The organism is Effusibacillus dendaii, from assembly GCF_015097055.1.
GTDB lineage: Bacteria > Bacillota > Bacilli > Tumebacillales > Effusibacillaceae > Effusibacillus > Effusibacillus dendaii.
The window spans coordinates 615,235-630,534 of sequence record NZ_AP023366.1 but is presented as its reverse complement, the minus strand read 5'-3'; the positions used below and the strand labels follow the sequence as shown (position 1 = coordinate 630,534).

Below are 15,300 nucleotides of genomic sequence, written 5' to 3'. Positions count from 1 at the left end.
TTCGACGTCTTGGCAGACTTCTCGAAAGGAGATATTCGTCAGGGAGTGGGTCAATTCTTATCCGGCGATCCTGGGTCAATTATAGTCCGGCGTTAACATCTACACCAACTACCCCCTAGATTTATCCAAAACCATTGACGATACGCACTCCACATGTGTTGTTCTCGGAATAGGAAGGCACTCTCCCCCTTTCACTTCGCAAGGACTTTTTTTGCTTATGCATCTTGCTTTGGATGCTGTTATGAAAACCGGTCTTATAGACGAAGGTCAGTTTGTACGGCTCGGGACTTTCCTGATTAGAATTCTCCCCAATAATCACTTTATCAACGATGCTTTCGAATACGTTCCGGTCGAATGTGGTCAGAACCTCATTTGTTTGAAGCACTTTGCGGAAATGTTCAAGCCGCTTTCCCAAATCAATTTCATCTTGTGCGGATTGCTCCAGCTGTTCCTTTTCTTCGAGCAATTTAGTAAGCGAAGTATCAAGTTCCTCATACTTCTGTTCGTAAGTAGCCCTGTCTATTTTCTCATCCAGGCACAAATCAATCAGCCTGCAACGTTTTTGCTCCGTGGCCTGAATGTCGCTGTTAATTTTGTTCAGTCGCTTTTGATTATTCTGGTCACTAAACACTGATTCCATTCTTTTCATAAGCTCGTCCAGTACGTCCGAATTATTGCGGCACACCAATTTGTACGATTCGACAAAAGCACCCTCAATCAGCTTTTCCTCCAAGGCTTTACTGTGAGAGCAGTATTTCTTCCCTTTTTTCGTAGCCGTTACGCACTGCCAAATCACCTTCTCATGCGGGGTTCCGCTGTGCCAGTTCCGCCGCGAGAGATTGCTTCCGCAGAAAGCACATTCCAACTTGCTGCTGAAAGCAAATTTTCTACTGTACTTGTCCCGCTTGCCTTTTGCGCCGCGGCGGCGATTCTCGCCTCTTCGATGCAATATATCCTGCGCCTTCTCAAATACTTCCTCACTGACAATCGGCTCATGATGATTTTTGACATAAAACTGATCTTCCTCGCCGTAATTGTCCAGTCTTCTCTTGGAAATGGGATCGACGGTAAAAGTCTTTCCTTGCAGCAAATCGCCTTTGTACTTCTCATTCTTTATGATACCAAGAACGGTTGTGTCCTGCCATTCGACTCTTCCGTACTTGGTCTTATGTCCCGCCTCAGTCAGTTCCTTGGCAATAACGTAAGCGCCGATCCCCGATGTATATCGTTCAAAAATATAGCGGACGATTTCGGCTTCTTCTTGATTAACTGTGATCTGTTTCGTATTCACATCGTAATCATATCCCAAACAATTTTGGAAACCCACCAGTTCGCCGCGCTTCATTTTCATTTTCAAACCTTTTTTTACGTTGGCAGAGATGTTCTCCACTTCCTGCTGCGCTACGGAGCTTAGAATGACGAGCAACAATTCGCCGTCCATCGTCAGTGTATTGATATTCTCATCTTCAAAAAATACAGCGATGTTCTTTTCCTTCAACATTCGGACGTATTTCAACGTGTCCAGCGTATTTCTTGCAAACCTGGAGATAGACTTCGTAATGATCATATCAATTTTCCCATCCATACAATCGTTAATCATGCGCTGAAAATCCTCGCGCTTCGTTACCTGAGTACCGGTTATAGCTTCATCTGCATAAATATCAACCAGCACCCAGTCGCTTCGTTTGCTAACGAGATCAGTGTAATAGGCGACTTGCGACTTGTAGCTGCTCAATTGCTCCTCGGTGTCGGTACTTACGCGGGCATAAGGGGCGACGCGAAGAACATCCGATAACTTTCCGGCGTTGCGATCGGATATTTTCCTACTTGCTTTAATTACTTCTACTTCGAGAGCCACGGTATTGTCCTCCATTCTTATTTACTTGCCATCAGTTTAATAAGAGATGGGCGGACCGACAAATGTGCGAATCAAGAAGTAAGGTCCGAAATGATGCCGTAATCCCGCATCGTTTTGTTCTTTATCAAATGAAATTCGCTTTCGGTAATCAAAGATAATGCCAGCAATTGTTTTATCATAGCGATTTGCATACTGTACCGGATGAGTTTATGGTTCATAAAAAACCTCCCAATAATCCATAAAAAAGCTAAAAAACTGAGATGCGCGGCAAACATTACCGCGTGTGCGCATCTCTGTTTCCGACTCTGTTTTGGTTGCTTCTCTTCCATTAACCCTATCCGGCGGACAGTGGTTAGCCGTCCTCATAGGCTTCAAACCTCTCCCAGGATCGCTGCAAGCCGCCCCCATTGCGCTGAACTGTGGCTGGACGGAAGTATCATTATCCCTCCGCATGGGTCTTCGCCTTAAATGGAACCACCATTTATGGATTGCATGGGCAAAATCGCTCGCTTTCTGACGGTTCCGCTAACAAGACATGCAAAAACAAGAACCGGCAAAATGGTCGTGGCGCGCCTGCAATTTGGCTATCCTTCTAGGCCATGCGGGGAACGTACCGGATAAGATTGTATTCGGTTGTCAAAGTTCACTGAGAGGAACGGAACATGTCCCTCTATTATTCATTTCATTTTTGATGCAAAATCGGACCTTGCGAGTTGCTGTTGCCGATGGCTTATGGATCGCTCCTCCCAGAATGGATGCAAAAAAGCCGCCAAAACTGCGATGGAGGTAATAGGTAGTGAATGAAGAGGTTGGTTGAGGATACAAGAGTTTAATGCTACCATAATATTGATGCGTAAACGCAAGGTACTTCAGAATTATATTAACATGACTAAACTAGCTAACCTTGCTGCTGATAGCTCTTTTATCTTTAGAAGCAGGAGTTGAAGTCAGTGGGCAAAACTAAAAGAGATACACTAAAAGAAGAAGTTAAATTAGCTAACACACATGTTCCCGATAAAGTCTACGCCTATTCGTTACAAGTACGACACGCATTATACGAACTTCAGAGTTGTTCATCTAACGATATAGTAAGTGTAGAGGTTCTTGAAGATGTGGCTGTTGAAAAATCTGATGGAACTGTAGACGCAATACAGCTAAAAAGTGTTCTTTCAAACAACAATCCCATTTCGAATCGCGCGAAAGATCTATGGAAAACCCTTTATAATTGGTTATTATCTGTAACAAATCATGAACTTGATGTTCACAACACAAAATTCATCCTCTTTGTAACAGCAGATAGAGAAGGATCAATTGCGAGTTCCTTTCAAGATGCAGATACATTAGAGAAAGCACAAGCAGCTTGGGAATCTGCAAAACAAGAGTTTTATAAAGATACAGGGGAAGAAAAAGAATTTTCTGACGAGTATGCACTGTATATAAGAAGTTTTTTTAAACCTGAGAATAAGTTATTTGCAAGTCAAATCATTCAAAAATTTTGTTTGAAAACTATACAAACAAACCATACAGCTCTTCTTTACGAAACATTCTGTGAAAGGGCTATGCTAGAAGAAGATTTAGGAGACATTTTATTTACGTACATGTTGGGATGGATTGATAAAAGATTATCGGAATTAGTTGAAAATAAACAACCGATGTGCATATCGTATCAAGAATACAGAACAGAACTTATTGCGATCAGACGTGAATATAACCAAAAACAAAGTCTAAAAGAATTAGCTCCAAGACCGACCGAACAAGAAGTTCAGGAAGAGATGAATGCATTAAGAAGATATGTAGAACAATTAGACGTTGTGGAATGCGACTATACGGAAAAAATCGAAGCCATAAATGACTATCTCCGGGCCTCTACTAACCGAACAATTTGGGCTAAGCGCGGGGACATCAGTGATGGAAATCTGACAAGCTATCAAGAAACACTAGTAAAAAAATGGGATACTAAAAGAAAGATTCTCTCTCTTCAAAATAAGCATCTGAACCTTTCACCTGAAGAATTGGGGAAGCTATTGTATCTTGAATGTAAGAATGATCCAGTTAATATTGATCATCTTTATGTGCCAGACTTTTTTACTGCCGGATGTTATCACGCCTTATCTGATGATGTGGAAATTGGCTGGCATCCAAATTATAAAGATATTTTCATGCCAGGGAGTGGATTAAGTGTCCAACTTAAATAAGGAAATTCAAAACGTTCAGAACCCTGCATTCGGTGCATTTATTATATGGAACTTTGTAAGAGGCTATTATAGTAACAATAAATCCTTAGTCCCATTCCCTCTATTATTTATTGTTTTACCAGTAATATTTCGTGAAGATATTTCTGAATTGTTGTCTTCCACTAACAAGCCCTCGGGCCTACGAACATTTGCTAATAAATTTCTTTCAACAAAAGTGCTTAAAAATGATCTTGTATCCAATATTCATATAAGTGCATCAAACATGAAAGAACTATCACTTCGGTCGATCCAAATAGCTCTCTACTCTTCCCTCATCGCATTAGATTATGAGGAAGCCCTAGCTTTTCCTTTTACAACAACTGAACGAAAACAAGAACCTAAATCTATAGTTAAACTTGGAAAGGCTTCAGAAAAGTTGGGATTTTGGTGTTCCCAACTGACTCTTCATGAAATATCTCAAATACTAAAAGTGAGGTTTTAACAATGGATTTCCAAATAAAAAAACTTATCCTCTGGTCAAAAGAACCTCAATTCAAACCAAAAGAGATTGAGTTTAAGACTAATTCTGTAAATATAATAACTGGTGCATCTCGAACTGGGAAATCCGCAATTATTCCGATCATTGATTATTGCTTAGCCTCGGATTCTTGTTACATACCCGTTAAAACAATCAGAAATGCTTGTAGTTGGTTTGGAATCGTCATTGAAGTCAATCAAAAACAAGTCCTTCTAGCAAGACAAGAACCTGGGCTGCAGAAGTCTACTGATAATATGTACATCGCATCCGGCATTGAAGTAGAAATCCCTGATATCCCTATAAAAAATACGAATAGAGATTCAGTAAAAAAGTTTTTAGATGAATTGTCATCTTTAACTTTCTTAGACATCGACGATGAGAATTCAAGCAACTACCTAGGTAGACCATCTTTTAGAGATTTAATGGCATTCTGCTTTCAACCTCAGAATATTGTAGCAAATGCAAACACATTGTTTTATAAAGCGGATACTACAGAACATAGAACAAAGCTTATAAATATATTCCCATATATACTTGGTGCAGTTACCCCTGATATTCTTGCAAAACGACAAGAAATTAATAATCTAACTAGAGTACTTAAGCGCAAAGAAAAAGAATTATTAAAGCTCAAAGAGGTATCCGAGAAATGGAAAACCGAAGTAAATGGCTGGCTTGCTATAGCACAAGAGTTTGGCCTTATTAAATTGGATGCATTGAATGACCTTTCGTTTGAGGAACAAATTGAGATGCTGACATTAATATCAGAGAAACGAGCATCGGATTCGAGCATTCTTAATAACAATATTGAAGCTTCCTCTCAAGAAATTGTCGCATTAAGAAAGGAAGAAAGCGAGCTCTCTCTAAAGCTCTCATCCTTAAAAAATCGTTATACAGAAATGCGTCAATTGATGAATAGTCTAGACGGATATCGGGAATCTTTGACCATTCAAATTGAACGCTTAAATATATCTAAATGGTTAAAAAGCCTGACAGAAGACAATGAAACCTGTCCGATATTCGGAACTAAGAATCATCCAAAAGAACAAATTGATAAATTTTACACCAATTTAATTAAACTTGAAGATGAAACGGGATTTACAAATAAAATCCCAGCAGCGTTCGAGCGTGAATTTGATAATGTTAAATCAGAAATCAGTATACTATCTGAGCAGATTACGGCTGTACAAAAAAGAATCAAATTGCAAAGTCAAATAAGAAATTCTGCCGAGCATGAAAAATATACTGTTGAAAATATCTCCAGATTTATAGGCCAAGTTCAATATGCAAACGAAACATTTAAATCATTAGGTACAGATAGTGAATTAATTCATGAGATAGAAACTATCAATAATACACTATCAAACTTAAGGGCACAGGTAAATGAAAGTGCAGTAATACAAAGGGTCAATTCAGCAATAAATAAAATTGGGGGCTATGCTATAAGACTCTTGCCGTTGCTAGATTCAGAACGCCCAAATGATCCCATTCGGATTGATTATCAAAATTTAACTGTTGTTGTCAGTGGACAAGATGGGCGTGACGATTACCTTTGGGAAATAGGCAGCGGTTCGAATTGGCTTGCTTATCACATCTCAGTGACACTCGCATTCCAATTATTTTTCAATCAACAAAGTCATTCACCAGTACCGGGATTTATTGTTTATGACCAACCTAGCCAAGTATATTTTCCTAAAAAAATAGCAGCCAGACAAAATGAACAAGAATTAGATCCAAAGCTTGAAAATGACGAGGATAGGATTGCAGTCAAAAAAATCTTTGAAACAATGTCAGAAGCATTAAAAATATCTCAATCAAAATTCCAAATTATCGTATTAGAACATGCTGACAGTAGTATTTGGGGCGACATTCATAACGTTAATGAAGTTTGCGAATGGCGCGGCGACAATAATAAACTCATTCCTGAAGAATGGATTAAATAAAAAAACCTTGTAACAGAACGGGGTGGAGATATGTCTTTTGACTTTAGCCAATTTTTTAACAAAACAACTGGTCCTAGGGAACAACACCCGATAAAAATATATGATAACTTACCAAAAGGAAAGGTTAATGACCTCTGGCGAGGGCAGTACTTAGCACTTGAGGAAATACATCATGTATTAGATCAAGGAAAAAAGCATGTTGTTGTAATTCTTAATACTGGAGGCGGAAAAACGGTAATTGGACTTTTAGAAGGGCAATCAATTACTAATCGTTCTTTAGATAGAGTTTTTTACCTGTGTGGATCAAATCAACTTATTGTTCAAACGGCTCAGGCTGCAGAAAGACTGGGACTATCCGTAGCCACATATTTTAATAGAAATATGGTCAATGAGCTTGAATTTAATACTGGCGAAATTCAATGTTTAACCAACTATCAAACCTTATTTAATGGGAAGAACACTCGTTTTAGGACAGATATTGAAGGGATAATTTTTGATGATGCCCATGTTGCCTCCCACATTGTTAGGGAAAATTTCACTCTTCATCTTCCTGAATCAGAATTCCCTACAACCTACTCCACGTTGGTTGGACAAGTCAGACAATATTTTGAGTCCATTCACCGGGGACCTGAATTCGATCAAGTAGTTACTTTTAAAGATGACCCAAGTGTTCTTTTTATTCCTCTTTTTGTTTGGAGGCAAGTAGTAAGTCGCGTTATTGAGTCACTTACAAATGAGGGTGTTACAACTAACAGGATCTCTATGTTTGCTTGGGAACACTTACGAAATAATTTAGATCTATGTGTAGCATTTCTAAGTTCAGATGGAATTGAGATATCGCCTTTCTTACCACCAGTTAATACTTTACCTTTTATGTCTTCATCAGTAACTAAAGTGTTCTTATCCGCTACTATGCAAAACAAACCTGAATTTGTTCGTACTTTTGGCTTCTTGCCTGATGCGTATATCGAGCCTAAAACAAGTGCAGGAGAATCTGAGCGTCTTATAGTGACTCCATATGTTAATCCTGGACTGAAAAATGGGATGTTTGATTACATCATTTTCTTATCACAATACATCAAGATACTTATTATTCCTAAAAGCGAGCCCAGGGCTAAACGTTGGCGTGAGCATGAAATGACTTTTTCGTCAGATGATTTTACGTTGAAAGTGGAAGAATTCAAAAATGCACAAACAGGTATATTAGTTGCCCCTGCTAGATTTGAAGGAATGGATTTCCCTGGAGACACATGTAGATTTCTCGTTATTGATGGCCTCCCTTCTGGTACTGGTAATATGGAAAAGTTCTTATGGAACAATTTGGGGGAAAACAAATTTCTTCAAGGAACAGTTGCTTCTAGGTTAATTCAAGCAATGGGTAGGATTTCAAGAGGAAATGATGATTTTGGTGTCGTTTTTCTACTTGGAGATGACATAGGCGATTGGATCACAAGAGGAAGCAATCGCAAAGTGATACCTCCATATACACGTGCTCAATTAGAACTGGGCGAGCAACTCACAAAGAGTATCTCCGACTTCCAGAGTTTGCACAAATTAGTTATGTCCGTTGTAGCCGTACCACGTGATCCCGGATGGACTTCTGTACACAGAGCAAGAATACAACCTCATTCTGTTGCAAACGAAAAGGCATCAGAAGATTCTGTGAGAGAACTTGAAGAACACAGTATACAAGTTGCATTTGCTGAACGAAAATTTATAGAACATTTATGGGATCGTGAATATCAACAAGCAGCACGCGCCTTGGAACAACATTTAGATTCTATTTTTAATCAAGACAAAGCACTTGCGGCTTGGCATGCACACTGGATAGGTTATGCTTACTTATTAGGTGGCAATACCTCCGCAGCCGAGAGATATTTTAATAGGTCTTCTAATGCTTATCGAGTCCTGGGCCGAATTAATCCTGAATCAGTCACTACTTACGCCCCTCCCGTAATATTTGGCGATTCGCAAGGAGAAAGAATCGCGAGTGTTCTCAGTGCGCGCGGTGACTTCAATTACGGTTCTTTTAGTGAAATGCAGGATCGTCTCTCTCCTCTTTTCACTGAAAAAAATACGACTAATCAATACGAAGAAGCTTTATCATGGTTGGGGAGATATTTGGGCTTTGCATCAAACAGACCTGATTCAGAAACAGGGGGACGTGGCCCTGATATATTTTGGACTTCCCCAGAGGTTGATATATTAATTGAAAGTAAAGAGGAGAAGAAAGATACTTCTTTTTACTCAAAAAGAGATGTTGGTCAAGCTCTAAATCATAGTGAATGGTATAAAGAAGAATTCCCGAACTCTGCCCGAAATATTAAATTAATGATTGTCGGTCCCATAATACCGGCTCACCCAACAGCGAGTCCTGGAGAACAAATGCATATTTGGACACCGTCAGAAATTTCTTCATTAGCCCATCGCATTTCATCTTTAGTGTTTGATGCTTATACAACAAGTGACAGTGCCACTTACACAGCTACATTAAATAAACTGTTAGATGAAGCGGGAATGACATATGTGAAATTATATGAATCTCTTCCTACTCGTCCTATTCAGAGGGGGCAATAAAAAGACCGAGCAATAACATAAATTGCTACAAACAGGCAATCCTCAGGGAATGCCTGTTTGTTTCAACAACAATGGAAAATTTAATTTACTCTTTGTCGTGTTGTCTACTATTGAAATTTATTTGTGTTCAATTATAATCCCTCTTCGCCCAGAATATATTCTTGATTGTTCAAACAATCGAGTTGAATCTCTCAACCTAATGTTTTGTGTCTTTTCACTCTCTCGTTACCACTAATTGAAGGTATCGAAGGCAGCCTCAATGTCCAAAATTTCAGGTCTGCCAAACAACACTTGCTTATCCGAATCAAACAAGTCCCGATACACCACCTGCCCGCGACTTGAGGAAGCGTCCACTACTTTACCATCACCAGCATAAATCCCAACGTGAGTAATATTCATAAATCTGCCATTACTCTCGTAGCTCCAAAACACGAGATCGCCAGGAACCAAATCCGCCGCGCTTACGGTCAGTCCATTTTCCACGCAAAATTTGGCCTGTTCCGCTGCGGTTCGCGGCAAGCTGATGCCTAGCTGTCGATAAACCCATTGGACGAGATAGCTGCAATCCGTAAAGTGGTCCTGACCGGCCTTCGGTTGGCTGTACGGATCGCCTAGACGAGTCAGCGCCAACTTAACGGCTTCACTGCCCAGTTCGCCTTCGGGCAACTGCTGTTGAACCAAATCAAGCTGCTCCGGCGTCAAACCAATATCCGCATCTTTACCAAGTATCGCAAACATAAGCGGGCGAAACTCCTCGGACAGCATTTCCTTCATTAATTCCATCTGTTCATTTGTAAAGCGGTATATATCTGCCTGTTGCTCCGCAGTTTGGCTAATGACGGTAATATGCAAAATGCGCTCATATCGGGTAATCGTCTCTTCGCTGGTGCTCCCGTCCTCCTGTTCAACCGTAACCGTTTCCTTATGTTCTATCGTCTCAACACGAGTTTCCAGCGAATTCATATCCCAAAACACCGATCGGATGATACCGATTCTTGTTGCATCAAGCGTGGCCACATCCATTCCGTTTTCCACATCCGTGACGGTCTTCACGGCAAAGACGGAAATAATGTCCATCCAGTTATCGATTCGCGTATTGTCCGCGCTACCGGGATAATGATATTCCACCCGGTCTACATTGCCAGCGGATTGCTGTATCTCTACCAGTCTGGCGGCAAATTCAGCGTCCAACTCTTGAACGATTTGGGAAAGCGGCTTGACATCGGCATCCGTATTTTCACCGGACACAAAGATACCGAACGGAGAGGAAATGACAGCGGCTACCGCCATAACAATGCATAGAACCACAATTACCGAACCAAACCGATTCCCAAATTGACCGCCGTTGTGGTCTTGCCCACGCCGCCTTTCTGATTGGCGAGGGCAATCACTTTGGTCATCCGACATTTCTCCTTTCACGCAAAAAGCCGGTTGCGCTGAATATTTCAGGGCAACCGGCTTTTTGAAAAATATCTATATAGAGCTTGTTGAATAAATCCTTGTCTTGAAATGAACAACAAAAATCCGCCATTTGTTGGTAAGATGTAAGTGCGACCAAACATCACCAAGAAAGGCGGATCTAGTTTGATTCTAGCACTGAACATCACCAAAGAAAATCCTTTGTTACAGTTATTTTCCCGAATTGATCATTTGCTCGAACAATTTCAGGAGGAAGTCAGCCCCCGAAGGGGTCGTCCCAAGCTTTATTCGGATGTACAAATCCTAAAATGTTTTGTTTATCAAGCGTTTCAGCGAATTCATGGTTTCCGAGAACTTGAATGGCGTTTGCAACATGATCCAATTGCCCAGGCTCTAATTGGATTGACATCTGTGCCTGACTACTCCACACTGTGTATTCGGGCACAAGAACTGGAAGACACCCTATATGAAGACATTTATCAAGTTGCTCTGATTGTCTTGCAACCAAAAACCCGTATCTGTTTTTGGGACAGTACCTCTTTGCGTGCTTCCCGCTTTGATTCAGAAGCTCGTAAAGGGAAGGGAACCCGATTAGGTTGGTACATTGGCTACAAACTCCATGCCATTATTTCGGAAGACAGGATTCCGTTGGCATGGGATCTAACCACTGCCAATGTCTACGACAATCAACTCCCGCACCTACTTAAAAAAGTTGTGCAACTCGATATCTTCATGATTTTGGCCGATGGAGCATACGACGACAAACGTTTGTTCCAGGCTGCCAATGAAACGGGTGTTCATCTGGCGACAGAGGTGAACCCCCGAAGAGCGAAGTCACTGGAGAATATCAAAGATCCATATCGACAACAAAATATCCGATATGTGAAGACTGGGCTTGGCAAACGGATGTTGCGCAAGAGATCGGCAGCAGAAAGGTTCTTTTCGACCCTAGAGGTACAATATCACCTCGAAAACCCACGACTATTTGGACAAAAGCGGTATCGACGGCATGTCATGTGGGTGCTTTTTGCTTACCTTTGTGATCGGCTGGTAGACAAGTCTACCGGAACAACCAGTGCGAAAGCTCCTTGGAACCGATAATAAACTCGAATCAGGAAAAATATCGAATGAAACGTGCCAATTAATTATTCAACAAGCTCTATATAAAAAGAGAACACCGCAAGGGCGTCCTCTTGGACATTCAAGTATAAGGCATCTATATCGACGCTTTAATGAATTTTTCGGTAAGTCACTAACTTTTTAAATGCTTCTCTGTTAATCAAATATGATTATAGGTTCTTGCTAGTTAGTTCATACCGCAATGTAATCATCAAGGTTTTTTAATCTCTTTGAAACCCCGTATAAAATCGTTCACATTACCTAAGCAACAAGCCCCTTGGGGGTTGTTTACCTCACACCCACATCGCCCCGCCTGAACATGAGCTTTAATTTGGCTAGCAGGTTTTTGATTGGTATTAACGGTTTGAAGAAGCCGCTCTCTCGTCCATTCAAAGCAGTAACACACGGGAACATCTACACTCTGGTTTTTTTGGTATACTGGCACCTTCAGGTCGTTCTCCACAAACGTTTGCGAATGGTTCCTGCTGAAGTAGACAATAGAGCAAGCAGGATTAGAGCAAAAGAGGTAAGAGTTCTCCGGTTCAATGGTTTCTAATGGCGACGCTCGAAGCAGGGACTTTAGCGTAATGAGTTGCACATTCTTGCCCTTTTCGCCGCAGGAAGGACACTCCGTTCTTACAGCTTCAATTAAATTAGACGGTGCACAACAATCCATTAGAAATCACTCCAAAAGTAAATGAATTGATATTTCTTACTTCCTCGGACGTCCATTTCGCTAATTGCCTGTCATTTGGTCTAATTCCTAATTGGCAGTGTAGTGATCTCAAACAAAAGAATTCAACATGTCTACACACACGACGTCCAAATCCATGTCCAAAACAACGGAAACCCCAATTTTATCTTTCAATACCTTATTTTTGAAATCACTGCCGTCTGCCGTGAAAGTCATAAAACGCGCAAAGTGTTGAAAATAAAGGATTTCTACGTATCGATTCGTTGCATTCCTATTACGCACTCCACATGAGACGTATGCGGGAACATATCTACCGGCTGCACCCAGTCAAGGTGAAATCCGCTCTTGAGCAGCACCTGACAATCCTTGGCCAGGGTGGCCGGGTTGCATGACACGTACACCAACCTTGCCGGACGGGCTTGTACGAGAGCTTGCAGCAGAGGGCGTTCGCAACCAGTCCGTGGCGGGTCGACGACGACTACGTCAGGTCTGATGCCGCGCTCGACCCACTCGGGCAGCAACTGCTCGGCGCGGCCCTCGAAAAAGTGTGCATTTTCGATACCGCTCGAGCGCGCATTGTCCCGAGCGTCCTGCACTGCCTCAGGGATGATCTCGATGCCCCGCACCTCCCGGGCATGGGGCGCCAGCCAGAGGCCGATCGTGCCTGTACCGCAATAAGCATCGACGACCAGCTCCGAGCCGTTGAGTGAGGCCGCCTCCCTCACGGTATTATACAGTTTCACCGTCTGTTCCGGGTTGAGCTGGAAAAAAGCGCGTGGGGATAAGGAGAAGCGCACGTCGCCAAGCGTTTCTTCCAGCCTGTCCTGACCCCATAGCACGACGGTCTTCTCTCCGAATACAAGCGGTGACTTGCCCTTATGGATATTCAGGGCAATAGTGGTGACCATCGGGAGAGTCTCACGGATGCGCTGCACAAGCCGCTTGGAATCAGGCAGACGGTCGGTAGCTGTGATAAGCGTCAGCTGTACGTTCCCGGAAGCTTGGCCGACTCTGGCGACGACGGTTCGGACCGCCCCCTCGCGAGTACGCTCATTGTAGATCGGGATCCGGAGCTCCGATAGGATCGCCTTCACCTGATCGACAACGCGATTAACGATCGGGTGCTGCACGGCACACCCGCTGATGTCAACCAAGCGATGCGACCCTGCCGCATAGAGACCGGTGATAATCTTTTCACCTTCACGTCCAACCTGCAATTGCGCTTTGTTACGGTAGTCCCATGGATCAGTCATCCCAAGAATCGGACGTATCGGCAGTTCGTGAAGACCGGCATACCGCTGAAACGATTCCCGTACAAGTTCTTCCTTTGCCTTCAGCTGCGCCTGATAGGTCATATGCTGCAGTTGGCAGCCGCCGCAGGATTCATAGACAGGACAGGGCGGCTTCTGGCGGTTGGGGGACCGTTTCTCCAGCTCGATGATGTCCGCGTTCAGGTAACTGGGCTCCACTCTCGTAATTTTCGCCTTGACGACTTCATCAGGCAGAGCGCCCTTGATAAAAACGGCCTTGCGTCTGTAGTAACCGACTCCCTCACCGTTTATTCCAATTCGTTTGATCGTTACGATAATTCGGTCTCCCACTTGTACCGCCTCGGCTGAGGAGGGTGCTCTGGCGGGACTGGGTGGCTTCCGCTTTGTCTTCTTCGGCTGATGGACCGCTTGCGATTTGTTCGGCGACTTATTCACATTTTGCACCATGCTGTACCCGCTCCGTTTCCGCTGTAGTTTCTTCCACTATACCAAAGTCGCATGCTTTTCCCAATGATAAAGCGAAAGCTGACGGCATCACATATAGTTCACATACAAGAGATGGGGAGATCATATACCTTGATCTCCCCGGGAGCTCCCTCAGTCTTTAGAATTGTCAGTCTTTAGAATCCACTTCGCATGGCTACCGCCGGTCTCCTTATGCCTGGTTGACTAACCGGTTCGTTAAACGACCCAGCTTATCGATTTCGATGGTCACTTCATCTCCATCTTTCAACCAAACCTGCTGTTCCTTCGGATAACCCATAATTACGCCCGAAGGAGTCCCCGTAAGGATCACATCGCCCGGTTCCAGTGTCATATGTTCCGAGATATAGCTGACGATTTCGTCACAATGGAAGATCATATCCGCCGTATTGGAATTCTGCCGAATCTCACCGTTGACATAGGCGCGGATACCCAAATCATTCGGATTGCCTACTTCATCCGCCGTCACCAGGTAGGGACCCAACGGACAGAAACCGTCGCAGCTTTTGCCAAGCAACCATTGATTGGTGCGGAATTGCAAATCACGGGCAGACAGATCATTGCCCGCGCAGTAACCATACACGTAATTCAAGGCTTCTTCTTTCGTTACCCGTTTTGCAGTTTTTCCTATCACGATTACCAATTCCGCCTCATAGTCCACTTGCTTAGAAGTATGAGGAAGAGGAACCGCATCCCCATGACCGCTTACACTGTTGTTAAACTTGTTAAAGAGAATTGGATATTCGGGGATCGGCATGTTTGATTCTTCCGCATGCTTGCGGTAATTGAGTCCGACGCAAATGATTTTTCCCGGATTTGGCACACAAGGAGCCAGGTCAAGAGTTTCCTCATCCAAAAATAGGTTGTCAGCTCCCCCGGAAATTTTGCTGTTTACAAAGTCAGTCAATTTTCCACGAGCATCTTCACTCGCAAGCAGTTCGTCTACGCTGTACGGAACGGGCAATACACCTTTATCTGTCTTTACTCCGGTTTTTAATTCTTTCCCTGAACGAAAAGTAAGCAGTTTCAACGCATGTTTCCTCCCTGATTTTATTTGTGGATGCAAAAGACGGGTCAAAATGAATGCGTTTGATCCCCTCGTTTACCTCGGCAAGTTTATTGATTGTCTCTTGGCTAATCTTGTAAGTTGATTTTCCTATTTTCTCACAATTTTCATCTTATTTCAATTTGATGAAGGTGCCAAAGACCATAAATAGGGGTAGTACC

The 15,300-nt window shown here is 42.6% G+C and carries 11 protein-coding genes and 1 pseudogene; 5 read left to right on the top strand and 7 right to left on the bottom strand.

What is annotated here, in order from left to right; genetic code table 11:
* Positions 1-121: 121 nt before the first annotated feature.
* Together skT53_RS03290 and skT53_RS03285 are read right to left on the bottom strand one after the other, a co-directional pair.
* On the bottom strand, positions 122-1,858 hold the full coding sequence (locus tag skT53_RS03290) for a recombinase family protein (protein ID WP_226375318.1): 1,737 nt from the start codon (positions 1,856-1,858) through the stop codon (positions 122-124).
* A gap of 71 nt (positions 1,859-1,929) precedes the next feature.
* Entirely contained in the window at positions 1,930-2,076 is a 147-nt protein-coding gene (locus tag skT53_RS03285; protein WP_200759752.1) for a conjugal transfer protein, read from the bottom strand.
* Between the two features lie 732 nt (positions 2,077-2,808).
* Here skT53_RS03285 and skT53_RS03280 point away from each other — a divergent pair.
* The 4 genes from skT53_RS03280 to skT53_RS03265 are packed head-to-tail and all read left to right on the top strand — an operon-like array spanning position 2,809 to position 9,087.
* Positions 2,809-4,053: an ABC-three component system protein gene (locus skT53_RS03280; protein ID WP_200759751.1), complete on the top strand. Its 1,245-nt coding sequence runs from the start codon at positions 2,809-2,811 to the stop codon at positions 4,051-4,053.
* Positions 4,037-4,534, top strand: coding sequence for a three component ABC system middle component (locus tag skT53_RS03275; RefSeq protein WP_085170976.1), 498 nt, complete (start codon positions 4,037-4,039; stop codon positions 4,532-4,534). Before skT53_RS03280 ends, skT53_RS03275 begins: the two co-directional genes overlap by 17 nt.
* Positions 4,535-4,536: 2 nt before the next feature.
* A complete protein-coding gene (locus skT53_RS03270; protein ID WP_200759750.1) occupies positions 4,537-6,510 on the top strand; it encodes a DUF3732 domain-containing protein in 1,974 nt (657 codons plus the stop codon).
* 30 nt (positions 6,511-6,540) lie between these two features.
* Entirely contained in the window at positions 6,541-9,087 is a 2,547-nt protein-coding gene (locus skT53_RS03265; protein ID WP_200759749.1) for a tetratricopeptide repeat protein, read from the top strand.
* Between the two features lie 231 nt (positions 9,088-9,318).
* Here the strand turns inward: skT53_RS03265 and skT53_RS03260 are convergent, their stop codons facing one another.
* A complete protein-coding gene (locus tag skT53_RS03260; protein WP_200759748.1) occupies positions 9,319-10,395 on the bottom strand; it encodes a C40 family peptidase in 1,077 nt (358 codons plus the stop codon).
* A gap of 5 nt (positions 10,396-10,400) precedes the next feature.
* Positions 10,401-10,487 (bottom strand): annotated as a pseudogene (locus skT53_RS03255) (ParA family protein); the annotation flags it as partial.
* 184 nt (positions 10,488-10,671) lie between these two features.
* Here skT53_RS03255 and skT53_RS03250 point away from each other — a divergent pair.
* On the top strand, positions 10,672-11,607 hold the full coding sequence (locus skT53_RS03250) for a transposase (RefSeq protein WP_200759747.1): 936 nt from the start codon (positions 10,672-10,674) through the stop codon (positions 11,605-11,607).
* Positions 11,608-11,836: 229 nt separating this feature from the next.
* Here skT53_RS03250 and skT53_RS03245 read toward each other — a convergent pair whose 3' ends face one another.
* The 3 genes from skT53_RS03245 to skT53_RS03235 form a co-directional block, all read right to left on the bottom strand.
* Positions 11,837-12,301 carry a putative iron-sulfur cluster-binding metallochaperone gene (locus tag skT53_RS03245; RefSeq protein WP_079913975.1) on the bottom strand — a complete coding sequence of 155 codons (465 nt, stop codon included), beginning with the start codon at positions 12,299-12,301 and terminating at the stop codon, positions 11,837-11,839.
* Between the two features lie 266 nt (positions 12,302-12,567).
* Complete coding sequence (gene rlmD, locus skT53_RS03240; RefSeq protein ID WP_318978590.1) at positions 12,568-13,920, bottom strand: 23S rRNA (uracil(1939)-C(5))-methyltransferase RlmD; 1,353 nt, start codon at positions 13,918-13,920, stop codon at positions 12,568-12,570.
* Positions 13,921-14,245: 325 nt separating this feature from the next.
* Positions 14,246-15,103: a fumarylacetoacetate hydrolase family protein gene (locus skT53_RS03235; RefSeq protein WP_200759745.1), complete on the bottom strand. Its 858-nt coding sequence runs from the start codon at positions 15,101-15,103 to the stop codon at positions 14,246-14,248.
* Positions 15,104-15,300: the final 197 nt, after the last annotated feature.